This is a genomic window from Pseudozobellia thermophila (assembly GCF_900141855.1).
GTDB lineage: Bacteria > Bacteroidota > Bacteroidia > Flavobacteriales > Flavobacteriaceae > Pseudozobellia > Pseudozobellia thermophila.
Genome location: NZ_FQYU01000017.1, coordinates 13,030 through 37,720 on the forward strand (window position 1 = coordinate 13,030; position 24,691 = coordinate 37,720).

At 40.1% G+C, this 24,691-nt stretch carries 26 protein-coding genes; 4 read left to right on the forward strand and 22 right to left on the reverse strand.

Annotated elements, in window-relative coordinates:
• Positions 1-203: 203 nt before the first annotated feature.
• The 20 genes from BUB37_RS20370 to BUB37_RS20460 all read right to left on the reverse strand — a co-directional run bounded on the left by BUB37_RS20370 (position 204) and on the right by BUB37_RS20460 (position 20,224).
• Positions 204-1,304, reverse strand: a complete 1,101-nt coding sequence (locus tag BUB37_RS20370; protein WP_072995788.1) for a putative glycolipid-binding domain-containing protein — start codon at positions 1,302-1,304, stop codon at positions 204-206.
• 190 nt (positions 1,305-1,494) lie between these two features.
• The gene (locus tag BUB37_RS20375) at positions 1,495-1,929 is read right to left on the reverse strand and encodes an SRPBCC domain-containing protein (RefSeq protein ID WP_072995818.1); all 435 of its coding nucleotides are present in this window, start codon (positions 1,927-1,929) and stop codon (positions 1,495-1,497) included.
• Positions 1,930-1,933: 4 nt separating this feature from the next.
• The gene (locus tag BUB37_RS20380) at positions 1,934-2,344 is read right to left on the reverse strand and encodes a RidA family protein (protein ID WP_072995790.1); all 411 of its coding nucleotides are present in this window, start codon (positions 2,342-2,344) and stop codon (positions 1,934-1,936) included.
• 10 nt (positions 2,345-2,354) lie between these two features.
• On the reverse strand, positions 2,355-2,888 hold the full coding sequence (locus BUB37_RS20385) for a dihydrofolate reductase family protein (protein WP_072995792.1): 534 nt from the start codon (positions 2,886-2,888) through the stop codon (positions 2,355-2,357).
• Between the two features lie 67 nt (positions 2,889-2,955).
• Positions 2,956-3,684: a helix-turn-helix domain-containing protein gene (locus tag BUB37_RS20390; protein WP_072995794.1), complete on the reverse strand. Its 729-nt coding sequence runs from the start codon at positions 3,682-3,684 to the stop codon at positions 2,956-2,958.
• Positions 3,685-3,924: 240 nt separating this feature from the next.
• Entirely contained in the window at positions 3,925-4,335 is a 411-nt protein-coding gene (locus tag BUB37_RS20395) for a DUF3592 domain-containing protein (RefSeq protein WP_072995796.1), read from the reverse strand.
• 340 nt (positions 4,336-4,675) lie between these two features.
• Positions 4,676-5,998, reverse strand: coding sequence for an APC family permease (locus tag BUB37_RS20400; protein ID WP_094766822.1), 1,323 nt, complete (start codon positions 5,996-5,998; stop codon positions 4,676-4,678).
• Positions 5,999-6,370: 372 nt separating this feature from the next.
• Positions 6,371-6,691: a DUF5655 domain-containing protein gene (locus BUB37_RS21930; RefSeq protein ID WP_317616561.1), complete on the reverse strand. Its 321-nt coding sequence runs from the start codon at positions 6,689-6,691 to the stop codon at positions 6,371-6,373.
• Between the two features lie 35 nt (positions 6,692-6,726).
• Positions 6,727-7,464, reverse strand: a complete 738-nt coding sequence (locus BUB37_RS20405; RefSeq protein ID WP_139278155.1) for a hypothetical protein — start codon at positions 7,462-7,464, stop codon at positions 6,727-6,729.
• A gap of 272 nt (positions 7,465-7,736) precedes the next feature.
• Positions 7,737-9,074, reverse strand: a complete 1,338-nt coding sequence (locus BUB37_RS20410) for an alkaline phosphatase family protein (protein WP_094766820.1) — start codon at positions 9,072-9,074, stop codon at positions 7,737-7,739.
• Between the two features lie 163 nt (positions 9,075-9,237).
• Entirely contained in the window at positions 9,238-10,953 is a 1,716-nt protein-coding gene (locus BUB37_RS20415) for an amidohydrolase (protein WP_072995804.1), read from the reverse strand.
• 659 nt (positions 10,954-11,612) lie between these two features.
• Positions 11,613-11,891, reverse strand: a complete 279-nt coding sequence (locus BUB37_RS20420; protein WP_072995806.1) for a Txe/YoeB family addiction module toxin — start codon at positions 11,889-11,891, stop codon at positions 11,613-11,615.
• Positions 11,892-12,161 carry a type II toxin-antitoxin system Phd/YefM family antitoxin gene (locus BUB37_RS20425; protein ID WP_072995820.1) on the reverse strand — a complete coding sequence of 90 codons (270 nt, stop codon included), beginning with the start codon at positions 12,159-12,161 and terminating at the stop codon, positions 11,892-11,894. It abuts the gene before it with no gap.
• A 323-nt stretch (positions 12,162-12,484) separates the two neighbouring features.
• The gene (locus BUB37_RS20430; protein WP_072995822.1) at positions 12,485-12,937 is read right to left on the reverse strand and encodes a GNAT family N-acetyltransferase; all 453 of its coding nucleotides are present in this window, start codon (positions 12,935-12,937) and stop codon (positions 12,485-12,487) included.
• Between the two features lie 243 nt (positions 12,938-13,180).
• Entirely contained in the window at positions 13,181-14,203 is a 1,023-nt protein-coding gene (locus BUB37_RS20435; RefSeq protein ID WP_072995808.1) for a phosphotriesterase family protein, read from the reverse strand.
• Positions 14,204-14,663: 460 nt separating this feature from the next.
• The gene (locus BUB37_RS20440; protein WP_139278156.1) at positions 14,664-15,266 is read right to left on the reverse strand and encodes a hypothetical protein; all 603 of its coding nucleotides are present in this window, start codon (positions 15,264-15,266) and stop codon (positions 14,664-14,666) included.
• Positions 15,267-15,644: 378 nt separating this feature from the next.
• A complete protein-coding gene (locus tag BUB37_RS20445) occupies positions 15,645-16,154 on the reverse strand; it encodes a hypothetical protein (RefSeq protein WP_072995812.1) in 510 nt (169 codons plus the stop codon).
• A gap of 411 nt (positions 16,155-16,565) precedes the next feature.
• Positions 16,566-17,048: a Cif family virulence factor gene (locus tag BUB37_RS20450; RefSeq protein WP_072995814.1), complete on the reverse strand. Its 483-nt coding sequence runs from the start codon at positions 17,046-17,048 to the stop codon at positions 16,566-16,568.
• Between the two features lie 228 nt (positions 17,049-17,276).
• A complete protein-coding gene (locus BUB37_RS20455; protein WP_072995816.1) occupies positions 17,277-19,037 on the reverse strand; it encodes a CocE/NonD family hydrolase in 1,761 nt (586 codons plus the stop codon).
• A gap of 572 nt (positions 19,038-19,609) precedes the next feature.
• Positions 19,610-20,224 (reverse strand): hypothetical protein, encoded by a 615-nt coding sequence (locus BUB37_RS20460; protein WP_072994046.1) that lies wholly within the window; start codon positions 20,222-20,224, stop codon positions 19,610-19,612.
• Between the two features lie 315 nt (positions 20,225-20,539).
• Between BUB37_RS20460 and BUB37_RS21390 the strand changes: the two genes are divergently transcribed.
• Positions 20,540-20,692, forward strand: a complete 153-nt coding sequence (locus BUB37_RS21390; RefSeq protein ID WP_244526816.1) for a response regulator transcription factor — start codon at positions 20,540-20,542, stop codon at positions 20,690-20,692.
• A 79-nt stretch (positions 20,693-20,771) separates the two neighbouring features.
• On the opposite strand, the gene BUB37_RS20470 is transcribed toward BUB37_RS21390, so the two are convergent.
• The gene (locus tag BUB37_RS20470; RefSeq protein ID WP_072994047.1) at positions 20,772-21,761 is read right to left on the reverse strand and encodes a L,D-transpeptidase; all 990 of its coding nucleotides are present in this window, start codon (positions 21,759-21,761) and stop codon (positions 20,772-20,774) included.
• A 121-nt stretch (positions 21,762-21,882) separates the two neighbouring features.
• Between BUB37_RS20470 and BUB37_RS20475 the strand changes: the two genes are divergently transcribed.
• Genes BUB37_RS20475 through BUB37_RS20485 form a run of 3 tightly spaced genes read left to right on the forward strand, consistent with a single transcriptional unit; the run spans position 21,883 to position 24,480 of the window.
• Positions 21,883-22,686, forward strand: coding sequence for an MlaE family ABC transporter permease (locus BUB37_RS20475; protein ID WP_072994048.1), 804 nt, complete (start codon positions 21,883-21,885; stop codon positions 22,684-22,686).
• The gene (locus BUB37_RS20480) at positions 22,683-23,483 is read left to right on the forward strand and encodes an ABC transporter ATP-binding protein (protein WP_094766715.1); all 801 of its coding nucleotides are present in this window, start codon (positions 22,683-22,685) and stop codon (positions 23,481-23,483) included. Before BUB37_RS20475 ends, BUB37_RS20480 begins: the two co-directional genes overlap by 4 nt.
• Positions 23,484-23,487: 4 nt before the next feature.
• Entirely contained in the window at positions 23,488-24,480 is a 993-nt protein-coding gene (locus BUB37_RS20485; RefSeq protein ID WP_072994049.1) for an MlaD family protein, read from the forward strand.
• Between the two features lie 86 nt (positions 24,481-24,566).
• On the opposite strand, the gene BUB37_RS20490 is transcribed toward BUB37_RS20485, so the two are convergent.
• Positions 24,567-24,689: a YgaP family membrane protein gene (locus BUB37_RS20490; RefSeq protein ID WP_094766821.1), complete on the reverse strand. Its 123-nt coding sequence runs from the start codon at positions 24,687-24,689 to the stop codon at positions 24,567-24,569.
• Positions 24,690-24,691: the final 2 nt, after the last annotated feature.

Here is a 24,691-nt window from a genome sequence, read left to right on the forward strand (position 1 = left end):
ATGGATTCTTCATTATTTTATATGTTAATAGTTATAACTCTTGAATTTGGTGCTCTTTCATTCTTTTGGGCAACATTTTTACTTTATCAGTTGATGTTTTTGAATTTCCTTTGATCCAATCCAAAATATACGGTTGCCGGGGTCAGATTGCCCAATGGTTTGAAGTATCTCTATTGTTGTAGAAAATACTTTCGTTTTGGTGTTCAATATTTTCGTGTTCCAAAGAACTCTGCTTGTAAAGTAAAAGTCTCTGCGTTATCGGTACTAATTTCTCCTTTCCAATGAAATGACTTGTTGGTTATGTTCTGAAATGTCCACCGCATTATATTTCCATCTTCATCGGTTCCTTCCTGTACAATATTACCTTTGTCTTTCCAACCATAAAGTTTACTTACTGTACTACTCACGGGATTGAACCAATAAACACACCATTTTTCTGATTCTGCGTCAAAATAACGTATGCTTGATCCATAACGAATTCTTGGCTGTTTTAGGTTTGGTGTTCTTAATGAACGCTTCGGGGCAATCCAAACATCTTGTACAGCCCGCCCTTCAAGAACATAGGCAAAATGCCATTCACCTTGTGATTTTATTATTTCATTGTTTTCTAAATAATCAACAGCTTCTACATTCCAACTTCCTATAAGCCAATCGTAAATATTATTTCCAGCAATTTCGTCACTTGCGTTATCTGAAATCAGTGAAGAAGCAAATCCTTCTTTCTGTCTTGCAGTAGCTTCGTGCTCTGAAAACACTCTATGCCAAATACCTGGGTAATCTAAAACAAACCCTTCCCTGTCAACTTTTAGGTTTGCTGTAAATCCTGATGTAAGGCTTTCATATTTATAAACGCCATTGCCTAAATTGGTATATCGCTGTTTGGCAGGCGAAAAATTTTTGGTAGGTAATTCAAAGTAAACGACTTCTATTTCTTTTGATTCTCCAACTGCTAGCCCCAGCCTATTGATTGGTAATGTGTTGGTAAAAGGGGTCAAGGCAATATCTATGTCTGTACAGTTATCCAATTGTTCGAGGATTTTGCCTTTTTCATTGACCCAATGATTGTCTTTATTTTTTGTGAGTGAGATGTTAAACGTACTATCGGATTGAAAATTGATGTTTACTGACTGAATTTCCCATTTTTCATTGATTTCAAGCAGGTAATTAACATTCATTAATTTCCCCAATCCTTGACCTGTGATGTGTCCCTTAACTTCAATCGTGTCTTTAAAATTAATGGTGGTAAATTCGGTTGTGTTTACATAAGTGCTTTTCCACACTATTATTTTGTCTTGTGCTGGCATATTTGAAAAATGTAATGTCAAAATAAATATTAGAATCTTTCTATTTTATGATAGTTATTGGTTGAGAGTTCGTTTACAATGACCGCTAACGTTTACGAATATGAAAAGAAGGCGGTTAAGAAGCACGGAGCTTTCGGTTATGCACAAATTTTGATACGAGCCAAACTCCTCGAATTCAGCACTAAATCGCCTATTTTTTATATACAATGTTACCTGCTAGCTTTTTTATTTCAGTTCCTATTTTGTTCATTATTTCGTTCCAATGTTCTTTCATTTCCGCTCTCTGTTCAGCATTCGATAATTTCTCGTGGTGAATTGCAACTGTTGTCTTTTCTTGATTTCCAATAACTCGAATTTGAACGGTCGATGTATTTTTCCAATTTTTCGGTTTCCAATTCAAGCGAATGTGTGAATTTGCTTTAAAAACACGGACAAGTCCTGTTATGCCATTTTCAGTTTCGTATTCTTTTTTAATTTCAAGTTCATTTTTCAAATTGCCTAACCAAATCTTTAGTCCATTCTCGGAAAATAAAAAGTCCCAAACCTTCTCACTCGAAACAGAAAAGGTTTTCCTTATTCCAAATTGAAATCCTACATCTTTGGTTTTTCCGACTTGATTTTCCATTTTCTTAGTTTTCAGGTTTAAATGCGATAGCATCAATTTCAAGTAAAAATTCGGGATTTATTAGTCCTGCAACATACAAAACTGTAATAATCGGTGGGTTTGGGTTTTGCCCTAAAAATTTCTGTGAAACTTGAAATGCACCATAAGCATTCTGCCCTTGAACAATGTGAATGTTTAATTTCACTAAACTCTCAAAATTTACTCCACAAGATTTAAGAGCAATTTCAAGGTTTTTCATTACTTGCTCGGTTTGTTGTAAAATATCATTTTTTCCTACAATTTCTCCATTTCCGTTTACTGCATTTTGTCCACCGATATAAATTGTCTTTCCGTTTCCTTCAGTCGTTATGATTTGAGAAAACGCAGGATTTTTTATTAGTCCTTCCGGATTTATATGTTCCATTCTATTCATCATTGTTCGTTGTTTATTTTTTTCGCTTGTAATACAATTGCACCAATCCTGTATCAAATGTTTTGGCACTTATAAATTCCAACAGTTGCTCTGGTCTACCTTCTTTAAATAATCTTGTGCCATTCCCTACAAGAATGGGCACAATGGAAATAGTAAGTTCATCAATGAGATCGTTTTTAAGTAGTTCGTTAACCACTTCGGCACCACCATCACAATAAATATCCTTTCCCTCTTCGCTTTTAAGCTTGGTAACCAATTCTTTTAAATTGCCTGTGTAAAATTTGATTCTACCGTTGTCAGGACGTTCTGTTCTTGTTATGACATACACATCCCTTTCTCCATTGTCGTAATGGGAAGCACCAATCTCCTTTACCACATAATCATAGGTTTTACGGCCAATAATAATGGTATCTATGGTTGAGGTAAATGCTGCGTAACCATAATCTTCCCCTTCTTTTTCAACTAACTTTAAAAAACTAAGGTCATCATTGGGCTGGGCAATGAAACCGTCTAAACTGGTTGCTATAAACAATTTTACTTTTCTCATTGAATGTTGATTTTTTCCACAAAACTAAGAATGCCCCCAAAACCTTGCTTTGGAAAAAAACGACCTTTTAAAGATCCGAGGGCAGAAGGCCAGTATACCGCTTTATTTCGTTTGTGAGATGGGAATGGTCATAATACCCACATTCAAAGGCAATATCCAGTAAACTCCGATTTTGCCTTGCATCTTTGATCAGCCCCAAAGCATTCCGAAAGCGGATAATATTTGAATACTTTTTTGGTGAAAGTCCAATGAGATTTTTAAAATTGCGTTCAAGCTGTCTTACTGTTGTGAAATTACGTTTCGATAATTCGTAGATACAAAGTTGCCCCTTCATTGAATGAATGTCATTGATGATTGATTGTAGCTGGTAATTTTTGCTTTTTAGTCTTGATAAAAAGAATTGGTCAAAATAATTGAAAGAATTTTTAAAAGTTTTGTCAAGATTAAATGATTGGGATTTTTCAAATTCAACCGTGTCGTTGGTCAGTTTATTTTGAGGGGCATAGAAATTTGCGAAAGTACCAGGTTTTAGACATACGCCTATTAAGTGTGTATCCGTATCTATAACGCTATCTTTAAATGAAGTCATTGCCCCAACCACGTAGGTTTTCCCAAATTCCATCGATAGTGCGCCGTTATCCGTGAGACATTTATTTCCTAGATTCATTACGATACCCGTGCATCCATCTGGGAAAACCCGTTCTCTCTGGGTTTTGAACTTGTGTCCTTTCAACTCCCAATAGAAGTCTATAAAGGGTTCCAATTCAATATGAGGCTTTGTCTTTTTGTATTTCATCGGTTTCTCCGGTGTTGTTCTAGCCAATGGTCGCCAAAGGTCTTGTGTATGATTTTGTAGCGGCGTGTCGGCTGCATCGGCAGAACACAAATGTAGGAAGCATCGCTTTGCGATGCGTGAGGCTCTGCTGGCTTGGTGGCCGCTAGTTCGGTATTCCGTGTAACTAAATTAATCAATTGGATAGAGACTTTGTGGTTGGCTTGGAACAAGCAATAAACCCTAAACGGCTTAGCCTTTGTTTTATCCCCTTGAGTACAACAAATATCCCCCTCCGATAATCAGCAGAGGAGAAGCGATACATAAAAGTATAATGGTCCATCTGTACAGGCCCCAGAACGATACCACTTTTCTTTCATCAGAGTCTGGGGAGTAAATAATATTGACTTTATCTCCAATTTTGTAAGGTGCCGGACGTGAACTGACCTGACTTTTGAAGGTCTTCAAATTTTTAGATCTATCCCTATATTCAAAAACTGGCTTGAAGGCAGTACCTTCATCATCACTAACTTCGATTAAATCAACCACCTCCGCTTTCGTTTTTATTCCGCTTTGTATTAGCTCCTTGGTGCCATTGTACTGCCGTAAGGCAAAATAGATCAGGACAATGGAAATTATCAACATTCCGTAGTATAAATATTCTATCATTTTCATTCACTTAATATAATAAAGGCGACCGGTTGGGCCGTGCACGGTGTGGGTTTTTAAAACCGAATATTTGTCGGACAGACCGAATGTTATCAAGTTGCAATATCTTCATTTTTAAGTAGTCACACCCCATTTGCCATAGCCGATGTCCCTATTGCACAAGTTACTAAAAAAAGTGTTTGTCGATCCTTGCCGAGCGGGAACTGGGCCGCGACTTAGCATATGCAGTGAAAAAAGTACCGGGAAACGGCACTCCGTTTTCGGTTTGCCGGTGGCATAAAAACAAAACCGCTTAAAAAGCGCTTATACGAGCCCATCATTCAAGAAATGGGTACCTGTGCAGCCCTTACTTGTGTTGTAGCTTCTTTTTCTTGTCAAACGAAAACTTCCAAGCCCCGAATGCCAGCAGAACATAGATTACAACGATGGCTGTCATTTGCTGCCAGTTGTTGGTCAATTCGTAATATAAAATTAAAATACCGCCTATACTTAATCCGAAAATTGACAGGAGGGTCAAAAAGGTCGAGGAATTGGTTTTCTTTCTTATTTTAAAATTGGCGATTGCCATGAGCAAGGAAACCAAGAGAAAGGTCACGCTTCCAAACTCAAGAATCAATTCCAGTCCGCCTACCGAGATCAAAAGACACGAAATTAAGGCCATGGCGATAATGGCGTTTTGCGGACTCTTGTTTTTACGGACGCCCAAAATTTGTGGAAAATAACCATCTTGTGCTATTACCGCCATTTGGCGCGATGAGCCGAAAACGGTACCGCTTATGGCACTACTTGTTGCCAAGATTGCCCCAAAGACAACCAGGTTCGTGCCCAGGGCCCCCAATACATTACCCGCCCCCGACGCCAGTGCAAACTCCTTATTCGCAACGATCTCTTCGGTCGGTATGGCGAACAAGGCCCCCATCGCAATAACCACATAAATTAAAACCGCCATGGAAATGGAGCTATAGATGGCCCTTGGTATATTTTTTTCGGGGTCGGTCATCTCATTGACGGCATTGATCACCAATTGAAATCCTTCGAAGGCCACAAAGGTCAATGAGGAAACGATCAGGATCGAAAAAAGGCTTGACTGTTCGAGATCCAAGGCCATATTGGCAACAAAGGTGGCGAAATCCGTCGTCCCGTGGGTCATCAACACAATGGAAATAAGGGCGAGAACGATCAGTTTGGTATAAACCATTAGGTCTTCGATTTTTCCCATCCCGTTCACACTCCAAATATTGATTAGGGTAAACAGTCCGATGACCGAAACGGCAATTCCCTTTCTCAACCAAAGGTTATCGGCAAAATCGGTACCACTGATGGCATAAGATGAAAAGGTATAGGCGTACAGGGCCAATGTACTGATGTAGCCGAAAATAATGAACCAACCTATGGCGGATGCCGAGAATTTTGATCGCGGATAGGTTCTCTTGAAAAAAGAATAGGTAGCGCCCTCGTCCCTGTAAAACAAGCCCAACTTCACATACGAATATGCCGCCAGGGCAGCGATCAGTCCGCCTATGACTATCGCAACCGGGGTCAGGCTTCCTATCAATTCGACCGAAATTCCAAGAATCGTAAAAATTCCGCCCCCGACCATTCCCCCGAGGGCAATAGCAATCAACTCGGCCAGCCCCAGGTCTTTATTTCTTTTTCGATGTTGTGTCATTTTCATCCAATTGCGCCCACGGGCCCAACACGTGTGGTCAACTATGTGGCCGGAGGTCCAAAATTAATAAATAGATAGCGAAAAAGACGACGCTTGTTGGAATACGGGAGTATAGCCCTACCCCCCACCCCGGGACTTTGGGCCGGAGAAAAACATAAACCAACCAGAACAGATCCTATTTACGGCGAATCAATCGCCCGTGCAAGGGTTGCCCATAGTGCCCGTAGTTTTTATTCGTTTATTATTTACACTACCCTCCTTGACATTTCGTCTTGCCTCTTGGTATGAAACGTTCCGTTTGGAATGCACCACATTATTTCCGACGTGCATCCGGACTAAGCCCTTTTGTGGGGCTTTAACGGTAGTGCTTTTTTAAATTGATTTTTCGTAGGCTTCCAAAATCCAATCTTTGAGTTCATTATCAACTTCAGATGCATTGGTCAAACGAACCCTATGGGTACACATAGTTTCAAACGGTCCCGGGTTTTCCAATCTTTCGGTTGTAGGTTTGTCCTTTAATTTAAATCCTAAATCAATTCGTGTCTTTGTCGCGGGCTTAATAAGAATGAATTGTCTTTTCCGAATAATACCAACACCTCCATTTTTAGGAGTGATCGTAACATCGTCACCTAGGGAGTTTACATAAGGGATGAGGCGGTCGTAATTGGCTTTGCACTGGTCTTTATTTTGTATTTACACTCTTGCTCTCCCTCTTCAACCGCTATGCCTTATCCTCCGTTTTGGCCACGTTGAGTTGTCAATCCGTTTTTAAATTTCCCCAAAACAAATTCGGTCTTGTTCAATAATTCATCCTTGAAATTGGGTTTTGGAACAAGAGTAAGTCCTAATTGTAGATGTTGGTTATGATTAAATCCCACATAGGCTTTACCAACAAACCTAACGGCAACTTCATTTTTTTCTTCCGAATACCTTAAGATTGCAAAACTACTTGGCTTGAACTCCGCGTATCCTAATTTGTTGATGGCGGTAATTAGATCCTTTAAGTTATGATACCCCGAGAAGTCAATATGGTTCTCTTTTCCAATTCCTTGAATCCACTTATCCGATTTTAGGGCATTCAAAATACTTTTTTCCTCAAAAATATCAGTTAATGCGGTTTCCTTTTTGGATTTTAAATCAATTGTCCGAATTCCCAACGAACTACCGGGAACCCCACAAGCTACAACCCCTCCTTCGCCAAACTCGTAACTGTAGTAGGCTCCCACCAATGAAAGGGGGTTATAGTAAAAAGAGTAGTCAACCTTACATTCGTCCGTTTCCTCCGTTTCCCGTAGTTTCTCAAAATCGGTAGTCGCATCATAAATGGTCTCATCCATAGCTAAAGCCCTTGATTTATATATCTGGATCAAATCATTACTGAATAGTAAATCAGGACTTTGGGAAAACGCCTTTGGCGCCATCGAGGTGATTAAAACAATGACAATATATACTACTTTAGTTTTCACAGTGTTGCACAATGTTCCCCCCTAACCCGGTTAGGGATTTTTATACGACAATTTTCGGCCCGCCCGTACCGAACGGGTACCTGCCCGACTTTGCCATTCAGGCCGGCGTTCGGGCGGGCTTTGTTTTTTCTTTTCCTGCCCAGGGCAACATCCTATCCCGAGGGCTATCGGGATTGCGGACTTCATAAAAATACGCAAACCTTTTGACTAAGCCCGAAGCCCGTATTTTTGTAAGTTATGTTACGTGCCGCCCTTTTATAGTCCTTATTTTTTTACTCTTTCAAAACGCCTTCGATTTGATGTATATCTCCATCGATCGATTTTGGAATTTCCAAGCCTAATATCTTGCACATCAATGGATAGAGATGGATGTTTTTTATCGAAGGTATTTCATAACCATCTTTAAAGGCCGGACCCTTCGCATAAAATATCCCATGCATTTCTTTGTATTGGCTATCATAGCCATGAACTCCAAAGCTTGTAACCCCCTCTTCGATAAGGGCGTCTTTGCGTCTTTGATTCCAAAAATGATAACCGTAATCGGGTATTAACTGTATTGCACCCCAGTTTTTATTTTTTGGGATGTACTCAAAACCTGGGGTATCTTCGGTTTTATAAGCCTTGAAATTACTTTCCTTGGTTCTTAAATACTGTAGTACAGTGTCTATTTCCACATCTTTTTTGGGATGAATATTTACTATAGTACCATTTTCAATCGTCATGAACAAGTCATCGTTTTCGATGGAATCTATGGGAATAATTTTGTCGGTAGACTGATTTCCCATGCCATGGTCAGAGACTATCATCATATTTACGGGAAGCCCGGTTTCCGATACTCCTTTAAACAAATCGCCTAATTTTTTATCCAATTCAAACAAAGCCGTTTTCAGTTTCCCTTCATCATTCGTACCATAATCGTGTCCAACTTTATCCATATCACCAAAATACAACGTGATTAAATGCGGTCTGTTTTTATCGTTCAAGTGCAACCAATGTATTGCTTGATCAACTTTTTCATCATTGGTAACGCTAGCATCAAATGGATAATAGTACGTAGGTCTTATTCCTTGAATAGCTGCTTCGGTACCTACAAAGAAATAACTGGCAGTCACAATATTTGCCTTACTAGCCTCTACCCAAATCGGTGAACCTCCATAAAAGCTTCCATCTTCTGCCATTCCCGGACTCCTTTTATTAAAGAGCGTGTCTTTCTTATAATCATAAAATATATTCCCTATAATTCCATGTTTTTCAGGATAAAGCCCGGTAGCGATGGTATAATGGTTTGGAAAAGTTTTGGTAGGAAATGAGGGTATTAACGATTCTGCCTTAACACCTTCTTTAATGAATGCCCTCAAATGTGGTGGCTGATATTTTTCTACATAATCCCATCTAAAACCATCAAGGGAAATTAAGATTAAATAAGGCTTGGGTTGCGCGGTTTTTAAGTATGTATCCGCATTGGAATTAGCCGGACTCCCTATTTTTTTATTACAGGAACTCCATAAAATCATTCCCATAATAAAAACTGATGTAAGTAATACTTTTCGTAAGAAGGGTAGACCTAGCAACAAATTATATACTCTGTTCGGCACAGTTAGTAATTTCATTTTTTTTCAATAGCCCTATCGTTATACGTTTCCGAAGAATAACGTTCAGTCAGGTTTTCATTCTGTATAATTTGAAAATATCGATTTCGAATTTACACTAGCTTCGGTTTCTACTTTCAAACCCATCCACAATAATCAACTTCCAACATCGATTGGGGAATATTTAATCAATTTTTTCATCATCAAAAACTACTTCGCCCCCAATAATCGTCTTGGTGACCTTAGTTTCCAAGATTTGATTTTCCGGAATGGTCATAATATTTTTGTCAAGTATGGTGAAATCTGCCCATTTTCCAACCTCAATACTCCCTTTGTCATTTTCTTGAAATGCCGCATAGGCAGCATCCAATGTATAAGATCTGAGCGCTTGAATCCTTGTCATTTTCTGCAGAGGTTCGTAACCACCATCAGGCATGCCTTTTAATGTCTTTCTGGATACTGACGCATAAAAGCCAGCCATAGGATTAAGGGGTTCTACAGGTGCATCGGTTCCGTTCACGATCTTTGCTCCAGACTTTAAAAAGGACTGCCATATATAGGCCCCTTCCGTAATACGTTTCTCTCCCAGACGATCAATGGCCCAAGGTCTATCCGATGACATATGAATAGCCTGCATTGCTAGAATAACATCCAATTCAGCAACCCTAAGAATGTCCGCTGGATTGAAATGTTGGGCGTGTTCTATTCTAAATCTTGCATCTTTTGGACTATTTGTAGATTTCGTCATAAATGTGCTCTCATAAATATCCAAAACCTCACGAGTTGCTCGGTCACCTATGGCATGTATACCTACTTGAAAACCATTTTTGTAGGCGTTTTTAACAATTTTATCAATATCCTCTAACGGTGTAAAATTATGACCATGCTCTCCGGGTGCATCCGTATACTCTTCCAATAACCAGGCGCCTCTAGAGCCTAAAGCCCCATCTGCCATTAGTTTTATAGATCTAATGGTTAGTTGGTTGTCGTATAAGTTCACTTGAATACCTCTCTTAAAAGAATATTTTAGAAGTTCGGGTTGTGTTCCGCGAAGCATAACATACAGCCTTAGTTTAATTAGGTTTTGTGATGCCATTTCTTCAAAAAGGTTTATCATGTAGCCATCAGAACCTGCATCATGAAATCCGGTGATACCATTTTTAAAGCACTCTTCTAAAGCTAAAGTTACTGCTTCTTTTACATCTTCCTTTGTAGGTTCAGGTACAAACTTGAACACTAAATCTCCTGCAGTTTCATTAAGAATTCCGGTTGGTTCACCATTAATATCTATAATTATTTCGCCGCCATCCGGTTGAGGTGTCTTTGAATTGATACCTGCTATATCCATAGCTTTTTGATTTATAATTATGATATGTCCAGAAGCATGTATAAGAATAACAGGATGATCTGGTACAGCAGCAGATAGCAACTTATTTGTGGGAAACCCATTAACTAATGTAGGTTGTGTATCCCACTTATCATGATGCCATCCGTTTGCTAAAATCCATTCTCCTTTCGGAGTGTTTTTTGCTTTTTCTGCGACTCTTTCAATAGCCTCTTCATAACTCTTAGCCCCGACCAAGTCAACTTCCAATAAATTTAATCCAACATAATATAAATGGGCATGCCCCTCTATTAATCCAGGAATCATGGTCTTGCCTTTTAAATCAAAGAGTTGGGTTTTATCCCCTTTTAACTTCATGAGATCTTCCTTACTTCCTACAGATAGAATTGAATCGGCTCTTACGGCCACAGCTTCCACCATTGGCCGGTTATCGTCCATTGTATAAATCTCTCCGTTAAAATAAATTTGATCTGCCAATGTGCCAAGTTCACTGGTTTGTGCCTTTGAGCTTACAGTTATCAGTAAAAAGAAAATAATTAATTGGGTTGGTTTCATTTTGAGTTGGTTTGGAGTCCAAGATGATTAGACTTGTTAAAGTTTGGTTATAGATATTTAATTGTGCCTAACGGTCCGGGGATATCTTCCGAAAGGGGCAGCCTACCGAGTGGAAGATTGCTTTGACTTCTAGAGTATATGACAGTTATGTGTGGTCGTCTAAAGTAGATAGTAAAGTTGATAAATACAAGATGGCCTTTATAAAAGTCGCAGTATACCCGGAACGTTGAGGGAAATGAGTGCTACGGGAGTCGTGAAAAAACGGTTATTTATGCAGTACGTGTTTTTTGCAGTGGAGTAACACGGCCTTTAGGTCATCTCCCTCAAGGTCTTGGCTATGAACAGTAAGGGGCACGCCGTCTGCGACAGCGGCGGGCGGGTTGGCGCGCTGGCAAAGTAGCCCTGGCCTACTTTTCAGGGGTGTTTTTAGGGGTAGGCGCACTGGCACGGTTGCTTTTCGGTGAGGCGGGGCAACATGCTTTGTCCACTATGCTGAAAAACGCACATATCTTCCCCCTTGGAGCTCTTGAAAACGACCTAAGGTTCGGTATCGGATATTGATGGGAAAGTAAAAAAGCCCCTTAAAGAGGCTTATAATCATTCTTTTTGTTGCTTATCAAGGGCTTGTGCAACGGATACCCGTGTTGTGCAACTGGCTTTTATTTGTCATCGTAATGAAATCTACATTGAATTATCGTGCATTTTTGGTCAACCCCTTTTTTCCCAGATACCTTATAAACCAATCTGTGTTCACCTGTTATTCTCCTTGACCAAAAACCTTTAAGTCCGTGTTTTAGGGGTTCTGGTTTTCCTGTTCCTTTAAATGGATTTGCTTTAATTTCTTTTAGTAAGTTTTTTAGTTTGATTGCTGTATCAGGGTCATTTTCCAACCAATAAGTGAAATCTTCCCATCCGTGTGCAGTAAAAGCGATATTCATTTAGTCAGCTAATTGATTTTCGTCTTCATTATATTCAACTAACTCTCCTTTTTCAATTTGTTCGATGGATTCCATTAGTCTATTTCTATTAGCTTTGGTAGACAGTAGGTGCTCTGTTTCTTTTAATGAATTATACTCGTTAATAGACATTATGACGACAGCGTCATCTTCTTTGCTTCTTGGTACAACTATAACTTCCATTGACTTTGAAACATAGTCAAAGTGTTTTTTTATATTCTTACGTAGGGTGGAAATTGTTATTGCTCTCATAATTATTGGTTTTTTGTACATAATGTTGTACAAGTAAACGTACAATATTTATGTCGAATTTCCAAATGAGAATGATTGTTTGCTTGTTGCCAACGTGTTTGTGTAAGGAACGTTGCGTGTTTGAGTGCGAGGATTTTCCGAAGGAAAATCGGACGTAGCAAACGTGCAACGACCTTTATTTAAGCCAAACACCGGCATTTTTTATACTGTGTGCTTGTTACACAACCACATATTCCATCAATACGTACTTGTTAGGTAGTTTTTTGTAAAGCGTAACTGATTGATATATTGGGTTTTAATTATTTCCAATAATTAAAAAAAAATCAATTTATTCCGTTATATACATTCGGGTTGTGTTTCTCCATATAAAATTCAGGATTAGGTATTTCTGTAAAGCCGAACTTTTTATAAAGCCATTCCGCTGTATCAGTTAACAAAATCCATCGTCTTAATCCTTGAAGATTTGGATGTTCCATTATTTCATTTATCAGCCATTTACTTAATCCCTTTCCTCTGTATTCCTTTAGGACATACACATCTCCTAAATATGCAATAGTGGAATAGTCCGAAATTATTCTAGCAAAACCAATTTGTTTGTTTTTGTGATAAAGCCCAAAATTCAAAGAGTTTTCAATTGATGTTTTCACGGTATTGATTGGAATTCCGTTGGCCCAATCGGTTTCGTTTGCAAGGAATTTGTGAATGCTCAAAATATCTAATTTATCCTTGTCGGTTGAAATGGTGAATTCATTTCTATGGGCTTCTCTAGTTTCCATTTTAATTTTCTTTGTTATAGCTAAGGATTTAAGTTTGTATTTTGGGTTCTTGATCAGCGGAGTATTTGGCAAGTATACGACAAACAAAAAAACCTTTAGGATTTTCGTAACAAGGTAATAACCAACCTTTAATTATACGTGGTATTGGCCTAGGTTACCGCCAATAAAATACTAAAACAGAAAGCCAAACTTTTTCAAATTACTGAATATCAAATTTTTGTATATGAATTATGATTCGTTGTATCACTTGTTGATTTTATCTGAAGAGTAGTTTTTGACTTCTATTAAAAATGCCTTTGAGGGATTGGCGCTTATTAATGCATTGAATTCATCATCTGTAAACCCATGTGATTTTAGCTCTGGATAGAGTTTCCCAAAAATATTTGTATATGGTTTTATTGTTTGATTTTCTTTTTGTGGATCATACCAACCAGAATCGTGCGAAATTAAAATTCGATCCAAGATTCCATTTCTTTTTGCGAACAACAGTTTTTCAACATGTCTATCCAATTCCCAACCTAATCCATCAAGACTTATCCAGCACCCCATCTCTGCGGCTTTAAGATAATTGTTGTTATTGTCTTCTTCCTGAGCATGTACCCAAATAAAAGCTTCCGGAGAAACCCCCACTTCTTTAAGAATGTCTAATTGCGGCCATAAACCGGTTGCCTTTCCCGTGTGTGATGCTATTGTTAAACCTGTTTGTAAATGAGTCAGGGCTGCAGCTTTTGCCAACTTTTGGTGCATCATATGTAAGGAGTCGGAATTATCTATACCGATCTTAATAAAGCCTGGTTTTATCGTGGTTCCGTCAATGCCATTTTTATATTCATCAATCCACATTTGAGCAAGATTTTCTGCTGTTATTTCTTGGGCATACTTAGGAATAAATTTATTATTCCGCGCTCCATAGAGACCGGTATTTGTAATAATCTTAATACCTGTTTTATTGGATATTTTATTAAGAAGTAAAACATCTCTTCCTAAGTAAGCCGGTGTAGCGTCAACTAAATAACTAACGTTATGCTCTTTAAGCTCTTTGAGATAAGGCATCATTTCGTTAATTATGGTATCATGGTTCCATCTAGTAGGTTGTATACTGTCTGCCCCTATAAAATCGACTAAAATATGTTCGTGTGATAACCATATTTGATTTGAGACAAATAGGTGCGTTCCGTTTACATCTTGTATTAACGGTTGTTTTTGTGTTCCACAACCAATTAATAAGAAAAAAAATAAAATACTAATTTTTCGTTCCTTCTTCATGGATGTATGTTGTGATCTTTTAATGAATAAGCAATATTATTTACAAATAAACTCTAACCGTTAAATTCAGCATTTTTGCCCTATTTGCTATAGGCATTGTGCTTGTTGTAAAAGTTAACGAAAAAACGACATAGGGAAAACATGATCTTAACTTTGCGTTATTAGTTTTAAGTATACATGGAAAAAAAGAGCGCTAAGAAAAGCTGTCCACCTTTTTTTAGTCGAGTAAGGAATACTTGAAATTTGAACTAAAGCGGTCAAAAGAGGGGCAGGACAACCTGCTTTTAGCGGACGTATAAAAAGAGCCCCTCCATATTTAATGGGCTCTTTTATCAAGCATCCAAAATTAGAGTTCCTCTTCTGGTCGGACATAAAAAAAAAGCCCTTGATGGGGCTTATATGAATCTGTTTTTTAACTTATCAATGGTTTGTGTAACGGTTACTATTGTTTGCACCTATTTTAATAAGAGTAAAATTCACTCTTAATTTTCCACTTTCCATTAATTTTTTCAACTAATATTAATTGGGTAAAAATCTCATAATGATTAGCTATTTCAGAGCATGTAAAATAACCTTTATTTTTTTCTTTATTAAAATAAACTCTTGATAAATCAAGAATTCCAGATAGATAGAAATCTTTATTGTTTTGATAATCATTTCTTAATTCTTGTTTCCACCCAAGTTCACTTGTTTTTGCTATTTTGAAAGGCTTATGTTCTTTTATACGATTGATGTCAATAGTTTTTGGACTTTTCAGGTTTTGAGTATTAGAAACAAGTAATTTTCTAAATTCAGGATTTTCTTTTAGGTATTCATTGTTTGAATACATATTAGAAATATGATGGGGGTTTATTGTATGTAAAGTATCATTAATTCCAATTTTTACATTCAAAGAGTCTGCATTTATAGTGTAATTGTGAAAGTAATAATTTCTTAAATATGCCGAATAGTTATTTAAACTCTCAGCATACAAGATTAAATTCTCCTTTAAGCTGTCAAGGTTTTTTTCGTCAAGTAATGGAGGAGGAGGAACAGGATAAATTTCAGAAACTTTCAATCTCATTTTTTCAGCTAATTGAATAAAGACATCGTTGAAGACTTCTTCGTCTAAATTTTGTTCTTTTTCAGAGCATGAAACAAACAAACACGTTAATACTAATAAGAAATATCGGTTTGTCATTACAATTTTGCCTAACGTCTAGGTTGTAGTTAGTGCGGGAATTAAAAGTAGTAAACTTCCGATTAAGCACCAAGATCCGCATTAATTATAGCCATTGTGCTTGTTGCACAACCATATATTCCATCAACACATACTTGTTAGGTTATTATTTATAAAATTTAACTAACTGATATGTTGGGTTTTAATTATTTCTGATAATTCAAAAACTATCAATTTATTCCTGATGACGAGTTGTGCAACGGTTACCATTGTTGGCATTAGTTATTTTTTCCGCTTACCATTCACATACTCAATGAACATTTTTGCTCCATCATCATCTAAACACATTTCTTGTCCATGCTTTTTTCTTCCAGAATATTCACAACTATATATTATCTCTCCGTTTTTCCGCTGTTCTTTTAAAGTCCGATTACCATTTTCATCATAAAAAGTCCATTCCTCAAACGATGAAAAGTATCTTATTTCGGTTACCTCTTTCCAAGGTTTTTGAGGGTCATAAAGTACTTTTGTTGCTAGTTTTCTGTTATTTTTTTTACGTCTGTAATAAACATACTGCTTTAAAATCACTCCGTCTTCATATTCCATTTCAAACGCAATTTGCCCATTTTTCTTTCTGATTTGAGCTATTCCAGAGAATGGTTGTCCGTCACTATATTTAAATGCAAGGTCATTATCAATATAAATTTTTTCATTCGAGATTGTGTCCTGCGCAAAGAGTCCAAAATGATTGAATAAAAAGAGAAAAGATATCTGAACTATAAGATTCTTCATAATTAATGCCAACGGCCAGACGGCTATGGCGAGTTGCGAGGTGTATGCTTTGCATACCTTGGCAAGGGGTCGCCATTAGACGCACATTCGCTATAGGCGGTGATGTCGATGGTACCGACCGCGAACGGCTCCGTCCGGGTTTTCAAGGATGAAATATAGCAAATTTTATGGGCGAATGTGCAGTCGTACTGTCTGGCCGATGGTCGATGGTAGGAAAAAAGGTAGGGCGGCGGCCTCGACCGCTCGGGTTTTTATGGGCCGTAGGTATCATCGACCATTGGTCTCGTATAAGAATAGCACGGAAATGGCCCGGGGAATTTGATTTATAAACCTATGGGCCTGGAACAATAGTGTTTCGGATCAAGGAAGAATTTACTTGTTTTTTTCCTCAGTTCTTTGTTGTAAACGTTTTTAGTGTTTTTCAGTTTTAATACTCCTTGCATCCGAAATTAAATGAGCTTTTATAAACCAGTCGTTTGTTTTTTCAAATAATCGGTAATGTGATGTTCTTCTAATTCCCAAATCCTTGTTATCAGATGATTTCTGTCCTCTTCGCTCAACTGTGGTAATTACTAATATTGCATTATTAGATATTTTTTTAAACTTAATAGAGGTTTGTTCCGTATTGCCCGCCATTACGAAATCAAGTCCAAACACTTCAGTTAAGTATTTTTGAATTTCCGATTTACCAATTCTATTAAATCCGAATGCATTTGTAAAATCCGCATTTTCAGAATACCATTTGCAAGCTAATTCAGCATCTTTAATTTCCCAGGCTTTGTTCCAATCGTCAATTTTACTTGCAATTTTTAAGCTTTCTAATTCAGATGTATTTTGGGAAAAACCTGAATGGCTTCCTATAACAATTATTAATATCAATAAAATATGTCTCATTTTTCAAATGTTTTACAACGACCAGACGACTATGGCGAGTTACGAGGTATGCCTTGGCAAGGGTGAAGCCTTCATTTATAACAAGTGGCCGGGTTTATTATAATTTATAATCATACGGATGCCGGTGAACCCTAATAAAAAAGGTGGTTTAAGGCAAAAAGAAAATATTGATTAACTTTAGAGAACTGGACTATGGCTTTTCATAGGAGCCATTGTTGTGCACATGTTTTATTTTATTATTGGTAATTCTAAAAAAGATTTGTTTGTTTTATTCCTGTATATGTTCAAAGTTGGTATTCCTTCGGTCGGAACTTTGTCAAATGTATCCTTATCAGCTCCAGAAATCGCAATTCTAATAGAATGTCCTTTCTTGATGAGAATAGATGTTGGATGTAACTTAAAGCTGATTTCTTCTATTTTATCAATTGACATAGGTGATGCGTCTGATTTCTTAAATGAATGATATGGTATCTTATTAAACATATCATTCATAGATAATTTTCGATGTTTAAGCAAAAGTCCTCCTTCTGTTATATATCTGCTTTTTCCACTTGGGTCAACATCTTCTAAGTAGACAAAAATCCCACCTTCTTTGTGTGTTGAAGACAGATTGAGAGAAATTACGGGTGTTCCTGTGATTTGAAGAGGTTCTACAAGAGGTGCGGTAGTATAAGTTAACATTAAAGAATCGGCAGCATTGCGATTATCAAGGTTAAGAATGTGTTTTCCCATTTGGGTTGTCCACCGATTGTTTGTACCAGTACTTACGGAAAAGTCAACTAGATATTCATCCATACCTAGATGTTCATCAGATGATGAAGTATTTAATTTCCCGTTGGCATCTAAAAAGTATTGGATTCTTTGTTGCCCTTTAGGCGGCCAAATATCAGATTGTTTAAACGATTCTTCTCCAAAATTATAGTATTTAATGGTTGGCCAATCCTCAACTCCTTTGTCATTTTCTTTTAGGTAATGGTCAAAGAAGTCTAATTGCAGTTTAAATTGTTCATTAACCGATGGAACAGGGTCTACCATTTTATCAGAAACAAGAAAAGGGCTGGCATGAGAATTTCCGCCATGAGAAGTTGGCATCATGACTACTTTCTGCGGATTATCAAAATGTTGTAATCGTAATAAAGTGCCTTCTGCCGTACCAGCATCAAGCCAACTTGTAAGAACAAGCATTGGGACATTTGATTCCGAAATTTCCTTTTTCCAATGCAAGGGGGCAAGTTCTTCGAATTTGAAATCCCCAAATTTGGAATCCTTGAATGGTGATGCAGTTAGGGCTTCCAATACGATTGGATTGTTTTCATGTTCTTTGATTGCTTCTATTGGAAAATCTTCACTCACACGCCTCACACTTGCGCCCAGATTCTCCACTGAATTTTGGTCTAACCAATCAACATATTGACTCCATGGCGCTATAAAACTTGTTGCAAGCATTCCATAAGGACGACTAGGACTCTCATATACGTCGAAATCTGACCAACCAGGTATTACAGCTTTAATGGCTGGATGTTGCGTTGCACATAAAAGCTCTGCTGTTGTCCCAGAGTAAGAGGTGCCATAGGCTCCCACCTTACCATCAGACCACGGTTGGTTTACTACCCAATCAACAATGTACCAAACATCTTTCACTTCGGTAGGCGTGTATTCTCCTGAACGAACTCCATATGAAGCACCTGTTCCCCTGACGTCAACTTTTGCGAGGATGTAATCATTGTCAAGAAAATACTTATCTCGTTTACTGAGTGAGGCAATTGGCTTTCCTGTTTTCGCGTCTTCTTTGCCTCTCCAGTATCGGGTAAATTCAAAGAGTACAGGAAGTTTTTTATTTTTGTATTTTTCTGGGAAATAAACATCCACAGCCAACTTAGTTCCATTAAACGCTGGGATGTAATATGAGTCAACATTGCTTGCTTGCGAGAAACCGTATTGAAAAGTTGAAACAAAAAAGAGTATAAATAAAATTTTTTTAGCTGTCATTTTCTGGGTGTGTTAAATTGTGCATAAAAGCCAGACGGCTATGGCGAGTTGCGAGGTATGCTTTGCATACCTTGGCAAGGGGTCGCCATTAGACGCACATTCGCTATAGGCGGTGATGTCGATGGTACCGACCGCGAACAGCTCCGTCCGGGTTTTCTAGGATGAAATATAGCAAATTTTATGGGCGAATGTGCAGTCGTACTGTCTGGCCGATGGTCGATGGTAGGAAAAAAAGGTAGGGCGGCGGCCTCGACCGCCCGGTTTTTTACGGGCCGGAGGTATCATCGACCATCGTGTTTGTATAAGAATAGTTGCGGACTTTTCCAACGGAAAATGTCCACCCAAGACTAAAGATAATTGATTGCAGGAAATTCCAAGTGGAAATTCCGACCGCAATTAATTATACACCGTGTGCTTGTTGCGCAACTACGAATTCCATCAACACGTACTTGTTAGGGCATTTTTTAAAAACATAATTAACTGATATGTTGGGTTTTAGTTATTTCTAATACTTCAAAAAAAAACGAATTTATTCCTGATGAGGGGTTGTGCAACGGTTACCATTGTTGTGCCTAGTTATTTTTTCCAATAATATTTCTACATTTTGATTCAATTGCATCAATGGCGACAGACAATTCTTTTTCGATTTTGTCATCATATTTTATTGAACCATATAAATCTGCTCTACTTTCTTTCATTATATCACCTATTAATTTTTGGTCGTTACCATATTCTCCAAGTTTTACTCTCGCAATTTGGTCTGATGCAAAAAATATTTTGTGTACAGTTTGAGAAAATTTATCAAAATGTTGTTCGTATTCCTTTCCATAAAGTGCAATGAATCTATATTTCAGTGAATGAAGTTTCTCAAGTGGCTTTTTATTCCGTTCGAATCTTTCTCTAGCTACATAAGCTTGATTATAAACCTCTGTTTGTTGTGGTGTCTCGTTATCACTTTTAGTACGACTCAAGCCTTCATTTGAAAAACCAATTGGACTTCTAATTATTCTAATTGCGTGATGCGCCTCATACATACTTGCGAGAATTTCTTCGGCAAGTTCATACTGTCTTTTCCATTTAGCCTCTCTTCTCCAAGAATTGATTCCATAAATAGCGACGGACGAAGCAATAATAATCGCTACGCTTTGCAGAATATTAAATATCAAATCAATAATAATTTTATCCAATATTTGTTTTTTTTAATTAGGCACAACGGCAGTCCGTCTCAAAACCGCCTTTGATTTTGAATAAATTTACACAATTTGGGATATACGGGATATGGGCCTGAAAGATGGGAGTATTTTCATAAATGCGTATATATGGGCCAAGACACCATCTTTCAGCCTTTTAACGGTTGGAAGGGACGTTTTTAAGATGTTCGTTCGGTGATTTTTCCTGATTTCGGGCATCCAGCCTAATTTGATAAGTCTTTTAAGATTGTATGCTACTGCAATGAGCCCGAAGTCTGCACCGGCCGCGGGGATTCCCTTTTTGGTGATGATGTGGTCAAAGCCCCATTGCCTTATTATGGTGCCGAAGAACTGTTTATCAGTCCCCTTACGGTAGAGACACACCGGCGAAACCTTATGCAGAAATTGGAGGTTTCCAACGCGGCCTCCCTGATCAAAGTGGCAGTAGAGAAACAATTGATATAGTAAGTTGCCGCCTTATAAAATGCCCTTTCGGTTTTGGGGAGGTACGAGCCTTGTTGATGTAAGCCCCTACCCTAAGCTTTTAATCGGCCATTCCATAGATATCATCGAGCAAGACAGGGTTCCCGTCTTGGTCGGTGGTTTCCAAATCGTAGCGTATCTCCAGCTTCGTGCCCAAGGGGGCATGATAGTAGATGATCCATGCATCGGCTTCACTGGTACCTATACAACCGTTGGAATAGGCCCTGCCAAGGGATTTCGGATTTGTGGTCGGATGGATCATCTGACCGTTCCTAATTCCATTGACTTCCGTCTCGATCCACGGTATTTGGGGCATTAGCGTTTTTCTGCCGTCGTCCCTATTGGTCACGTAAAAGCGCTTTCCGTTGACGGGATTGTAGAAATCGGGGTCTTTGGCGTGCCTTACGATCGTGCCCTTACCGGTCTTGGTGCGCAGGTCGGTGACCCGGTCGCCCATCTTCAGGTAGCGTTGCCGATCCTGTCCTACCCTTACGGGCATGCGGTACAAAAGCGTCGAATCTTGAAAGATGCGCAAGGTAAACTCGGGAATGTTCACATCGATCTTGGTTTTCGCAAAGGCGTCCAATAGTTTCAGGGCCTTTAACGAATCGGGGAAGACAAGGGTACTCCCCTCGGGCAAGACGATCATTTGCCGCTGGTCGTACACAAAGGAGTCGCGGGCCATCATCCGGTAGTAGTCGGTATTGGCCAAGGTATCGATGATCCAAGGGTTGTTTCGCACCAATAGATGCTCCGATAGGCCGTAAGGCACCAAGGTATCATGGGCCTTTACCAAAGAATCGATATAGGTAAAGTACTCCCCGACACGGACATCCTTGGGGACTTGCACCGTTTTCGGCTGTTTTTTTACCGGTGCCTCGGGCCAGGAGGCCTTTATCTCGGGCTTCTTCTTTTCCACAATGGGCGACCGTCGGGAATGGCAAGAGGCCAAAAGCAAGCCAAAAAGGCATAGGCCCCAACATGCCCTTCCCAATAAGGTCCACACCCTGCGTCCGGGAGCGAGGTAGGTTTTCAATTCATTCTGCATCATATGACTCGATGGTATTTACAATAAAAATAGGGCACGCCCCATAGCCTTCAAATGACAAGCATCATGCCTTCGGTATGATATTGGTCATTTTAAAACGAACCCCGGCGGTTTATATTTGATTATGTCCGAAATATCCATTACGAAACGCGTAGGGTCGAGCCTGGTAGGGCGCGCCAAACATTTTTTCGTCCAGATCGGGGAGCTCTCCTATTTCGCCGGTCGTTTTTTCAGGGAAGTGTTTTCGCCGCCCTTCGAATTTCGCGAGCTGCTGCGGCAATGCTACCAGATGGGCAACCGTTCGTTGGTACTGGTCGGGGTCACGGGGTTTATCATCGGCTTGGTGATGACCCTACAGACACGCCCGACCTTGGTCCAATTCGGGGCCGTCTCGTGGATGCCCAACATGACCGGTATTTCGATTGTCAGGGAAATCGGCCCTGTCATAACCGCACTGATCTGTGCCGGGCGCATCGCCTCGGGCATAGGTGCCGAACTGGGGTCTATGCGGGTCACCGAACAGATCGACGCCATGGAGGTCTCCGGAACCAACCCGTTTAAGTACCTCGTCGTTACCCGCATCGTCGCCACAACGCTGATGCTGCCCCTGTTGATCGTCTTCGGCGATTTGATCGCCCTCTACGGTTCGGCCGTGGTAGAGAACCTGAAAGGCGATGTGTCCTTTCAACTCTACTTCAACACGGTCTTTGACGCCTTGGGTTTTGGTGATATCATCCCCGCAACGGTCAAGTCGTTCTTCTTCGGCTTCGTGATCGGCCTGGTCGGCTGTTTTAAGGGCTATTACAGTAAAAAAGGAACGGCCGGCGTAGGCATAGCGGCCAATACGGCCGTAGTAATGGCCTCCCTGTTGGTTTTCGTCGTCGATTTTATAGCCGTATTCGTATCCGATATCTTTTATGAACTATGACGGACGATCCTACAACATATAAGCACAAAGACCAGGAAGGGGTAGCCGACCGTCCGCTAGAACGGAAGGCCGTCATACGTATCCGCGATGTCCGCAAAAGCTTTGGCGACAACCATGTCCTTAACGGCTTTGACATGGACCTGTACGAAGGGGAAAACCTAGTGGTCATGGGCAAATCGGGCTCCGGCAAATCGGTGATGATCAAATGCCTGGTCGGACTCATGCTTCCCGATAGCGGATATATCGAGGTCATGGGAAAGGAAATAGCGACCCTCGACCGGCATACCCTCGACGAGCTTCGCTCCGATATCGGTTTTCTTTTTCAGGGAAGTGCCCTGTACGATTCCATGACGGTACGCGAGAACCTCGAGTTTCCCCTCCGCCGGCACAAGGAAAAACTGGGAACCCCAAGCGATACCACCGCCCTGGTCATGGAGGCCCTGGAAAACGTCGGACTGGGCCGTACCATCGACCTAATGCCCGCCGAACTTTCGGGAGGGATGAAAAGGCGGATCGCCCTGGCGCGTACCCTCATTCTAAAACCCAAGATCATTCTCTACGACGAGCCTACCAGCGGATTGGATCCCATCACCGCCAAAGAGATCATCGAACTGATGCGCAACATCCAGATCAAATACAACACCTCGTCGCTGATCATCACCCACGACGTTGACTGCGCCCGGGTAATCGCAGACCGCATGGTCCTTTTGGTCGATGGCATTAATTACGCCGAAGGAAGCTATACGGAACTATCCCAATCCACCGACCCCAAGGTCGAGGCATTTTTTAAAAAATAACGACATGGCAAAAACAACCTTAGAAAACTTGCGACTGGGAATTTTTGTGGTGATAGGCACCGCATTGCTCCTCTTGGCCACGTACCTCATAGGCAATCGGCAGAACATGTTCGGAAAGACCTTCGACATTACCGCCGACTTTAAAAACGTAAACGGCCTACAGGTCGGTAACAACGTCCGGTTCTCGGGAATACACGTAGGCACGGTCAGCGATATCGAAATAATCGACGATACCACCATTCGGGTACATATGGTCATCGATGACAAAATGCAGGAACACATCAAAAAAAACGCCGTGGCGGCCATTGGGTCGGACGGACTGGTAGGTAGCATGCTCGTGAACATCGTTCCGGGAAATGGGCCTTCTACGACGGTACGGCCCGGGGATGCATTGCAATCGTACAGCAAAGTGGCCGCCCAAGATATGATGAGCACCCTGAGCACCACCAATGAGAACGCGGCCATGTTGACCGCCGACCTCCTGAAGATCACCCGTTCCCTGAACCAGGGCAAGGGCACCTTGGGCAGATTGCTCAACGACACTACCCTGGCCAACGATTTTCAAGAAACCATAGGCAACCTTAAATTGGCCAGTACACGCATAAATGCGACCATGGGCGAACTGAACCAAATGGTAGGGCAAATTAATTTTAAGGAAAGTGCCGGAGGCGTTCTGCTCGGTGACACCCTTTCTGGAGGAAAGATAAAAAACATCATCGAAAACCTGGAAACCTCATCCATAGCAATAGAAAAGATTACACAAAACCTCAACGAGGTTATCGACGGGATAAGGGAGGGCGACGGGGCGATCAACTACCTGGCAAAAGATACCGTTTTGGTGAACCAATTGAACAAAACCATGTCAAATATCGAACAGGGCGCCGAACGCTTCAACGAAAACATGGAAGCCCTGAAACACAATTTCCTGACCCGGGGCTATTTTCGAAAATTGGAAAAGCAAAACAAAAAGGAAAACCCCAAGGGCGATGTCGATTGACCGGATTAGGGCACTGATCCCCTTGGGCCCGAAACGCTGCCCTTCTTAAAAGGTTTCCCCTTAGCCGCCAAAAAATCAGGCCGGCCCTACTCCCTTTTACAGGTAGAAAGCCCGAAGGGCAAGTAGAGCGGACAAAATCCGACAAAAGCGGTCAACAGAAAAACCGCCGCCAGAACCAGCAGTACGATGCCCAAGGTACCCGTAACCACGT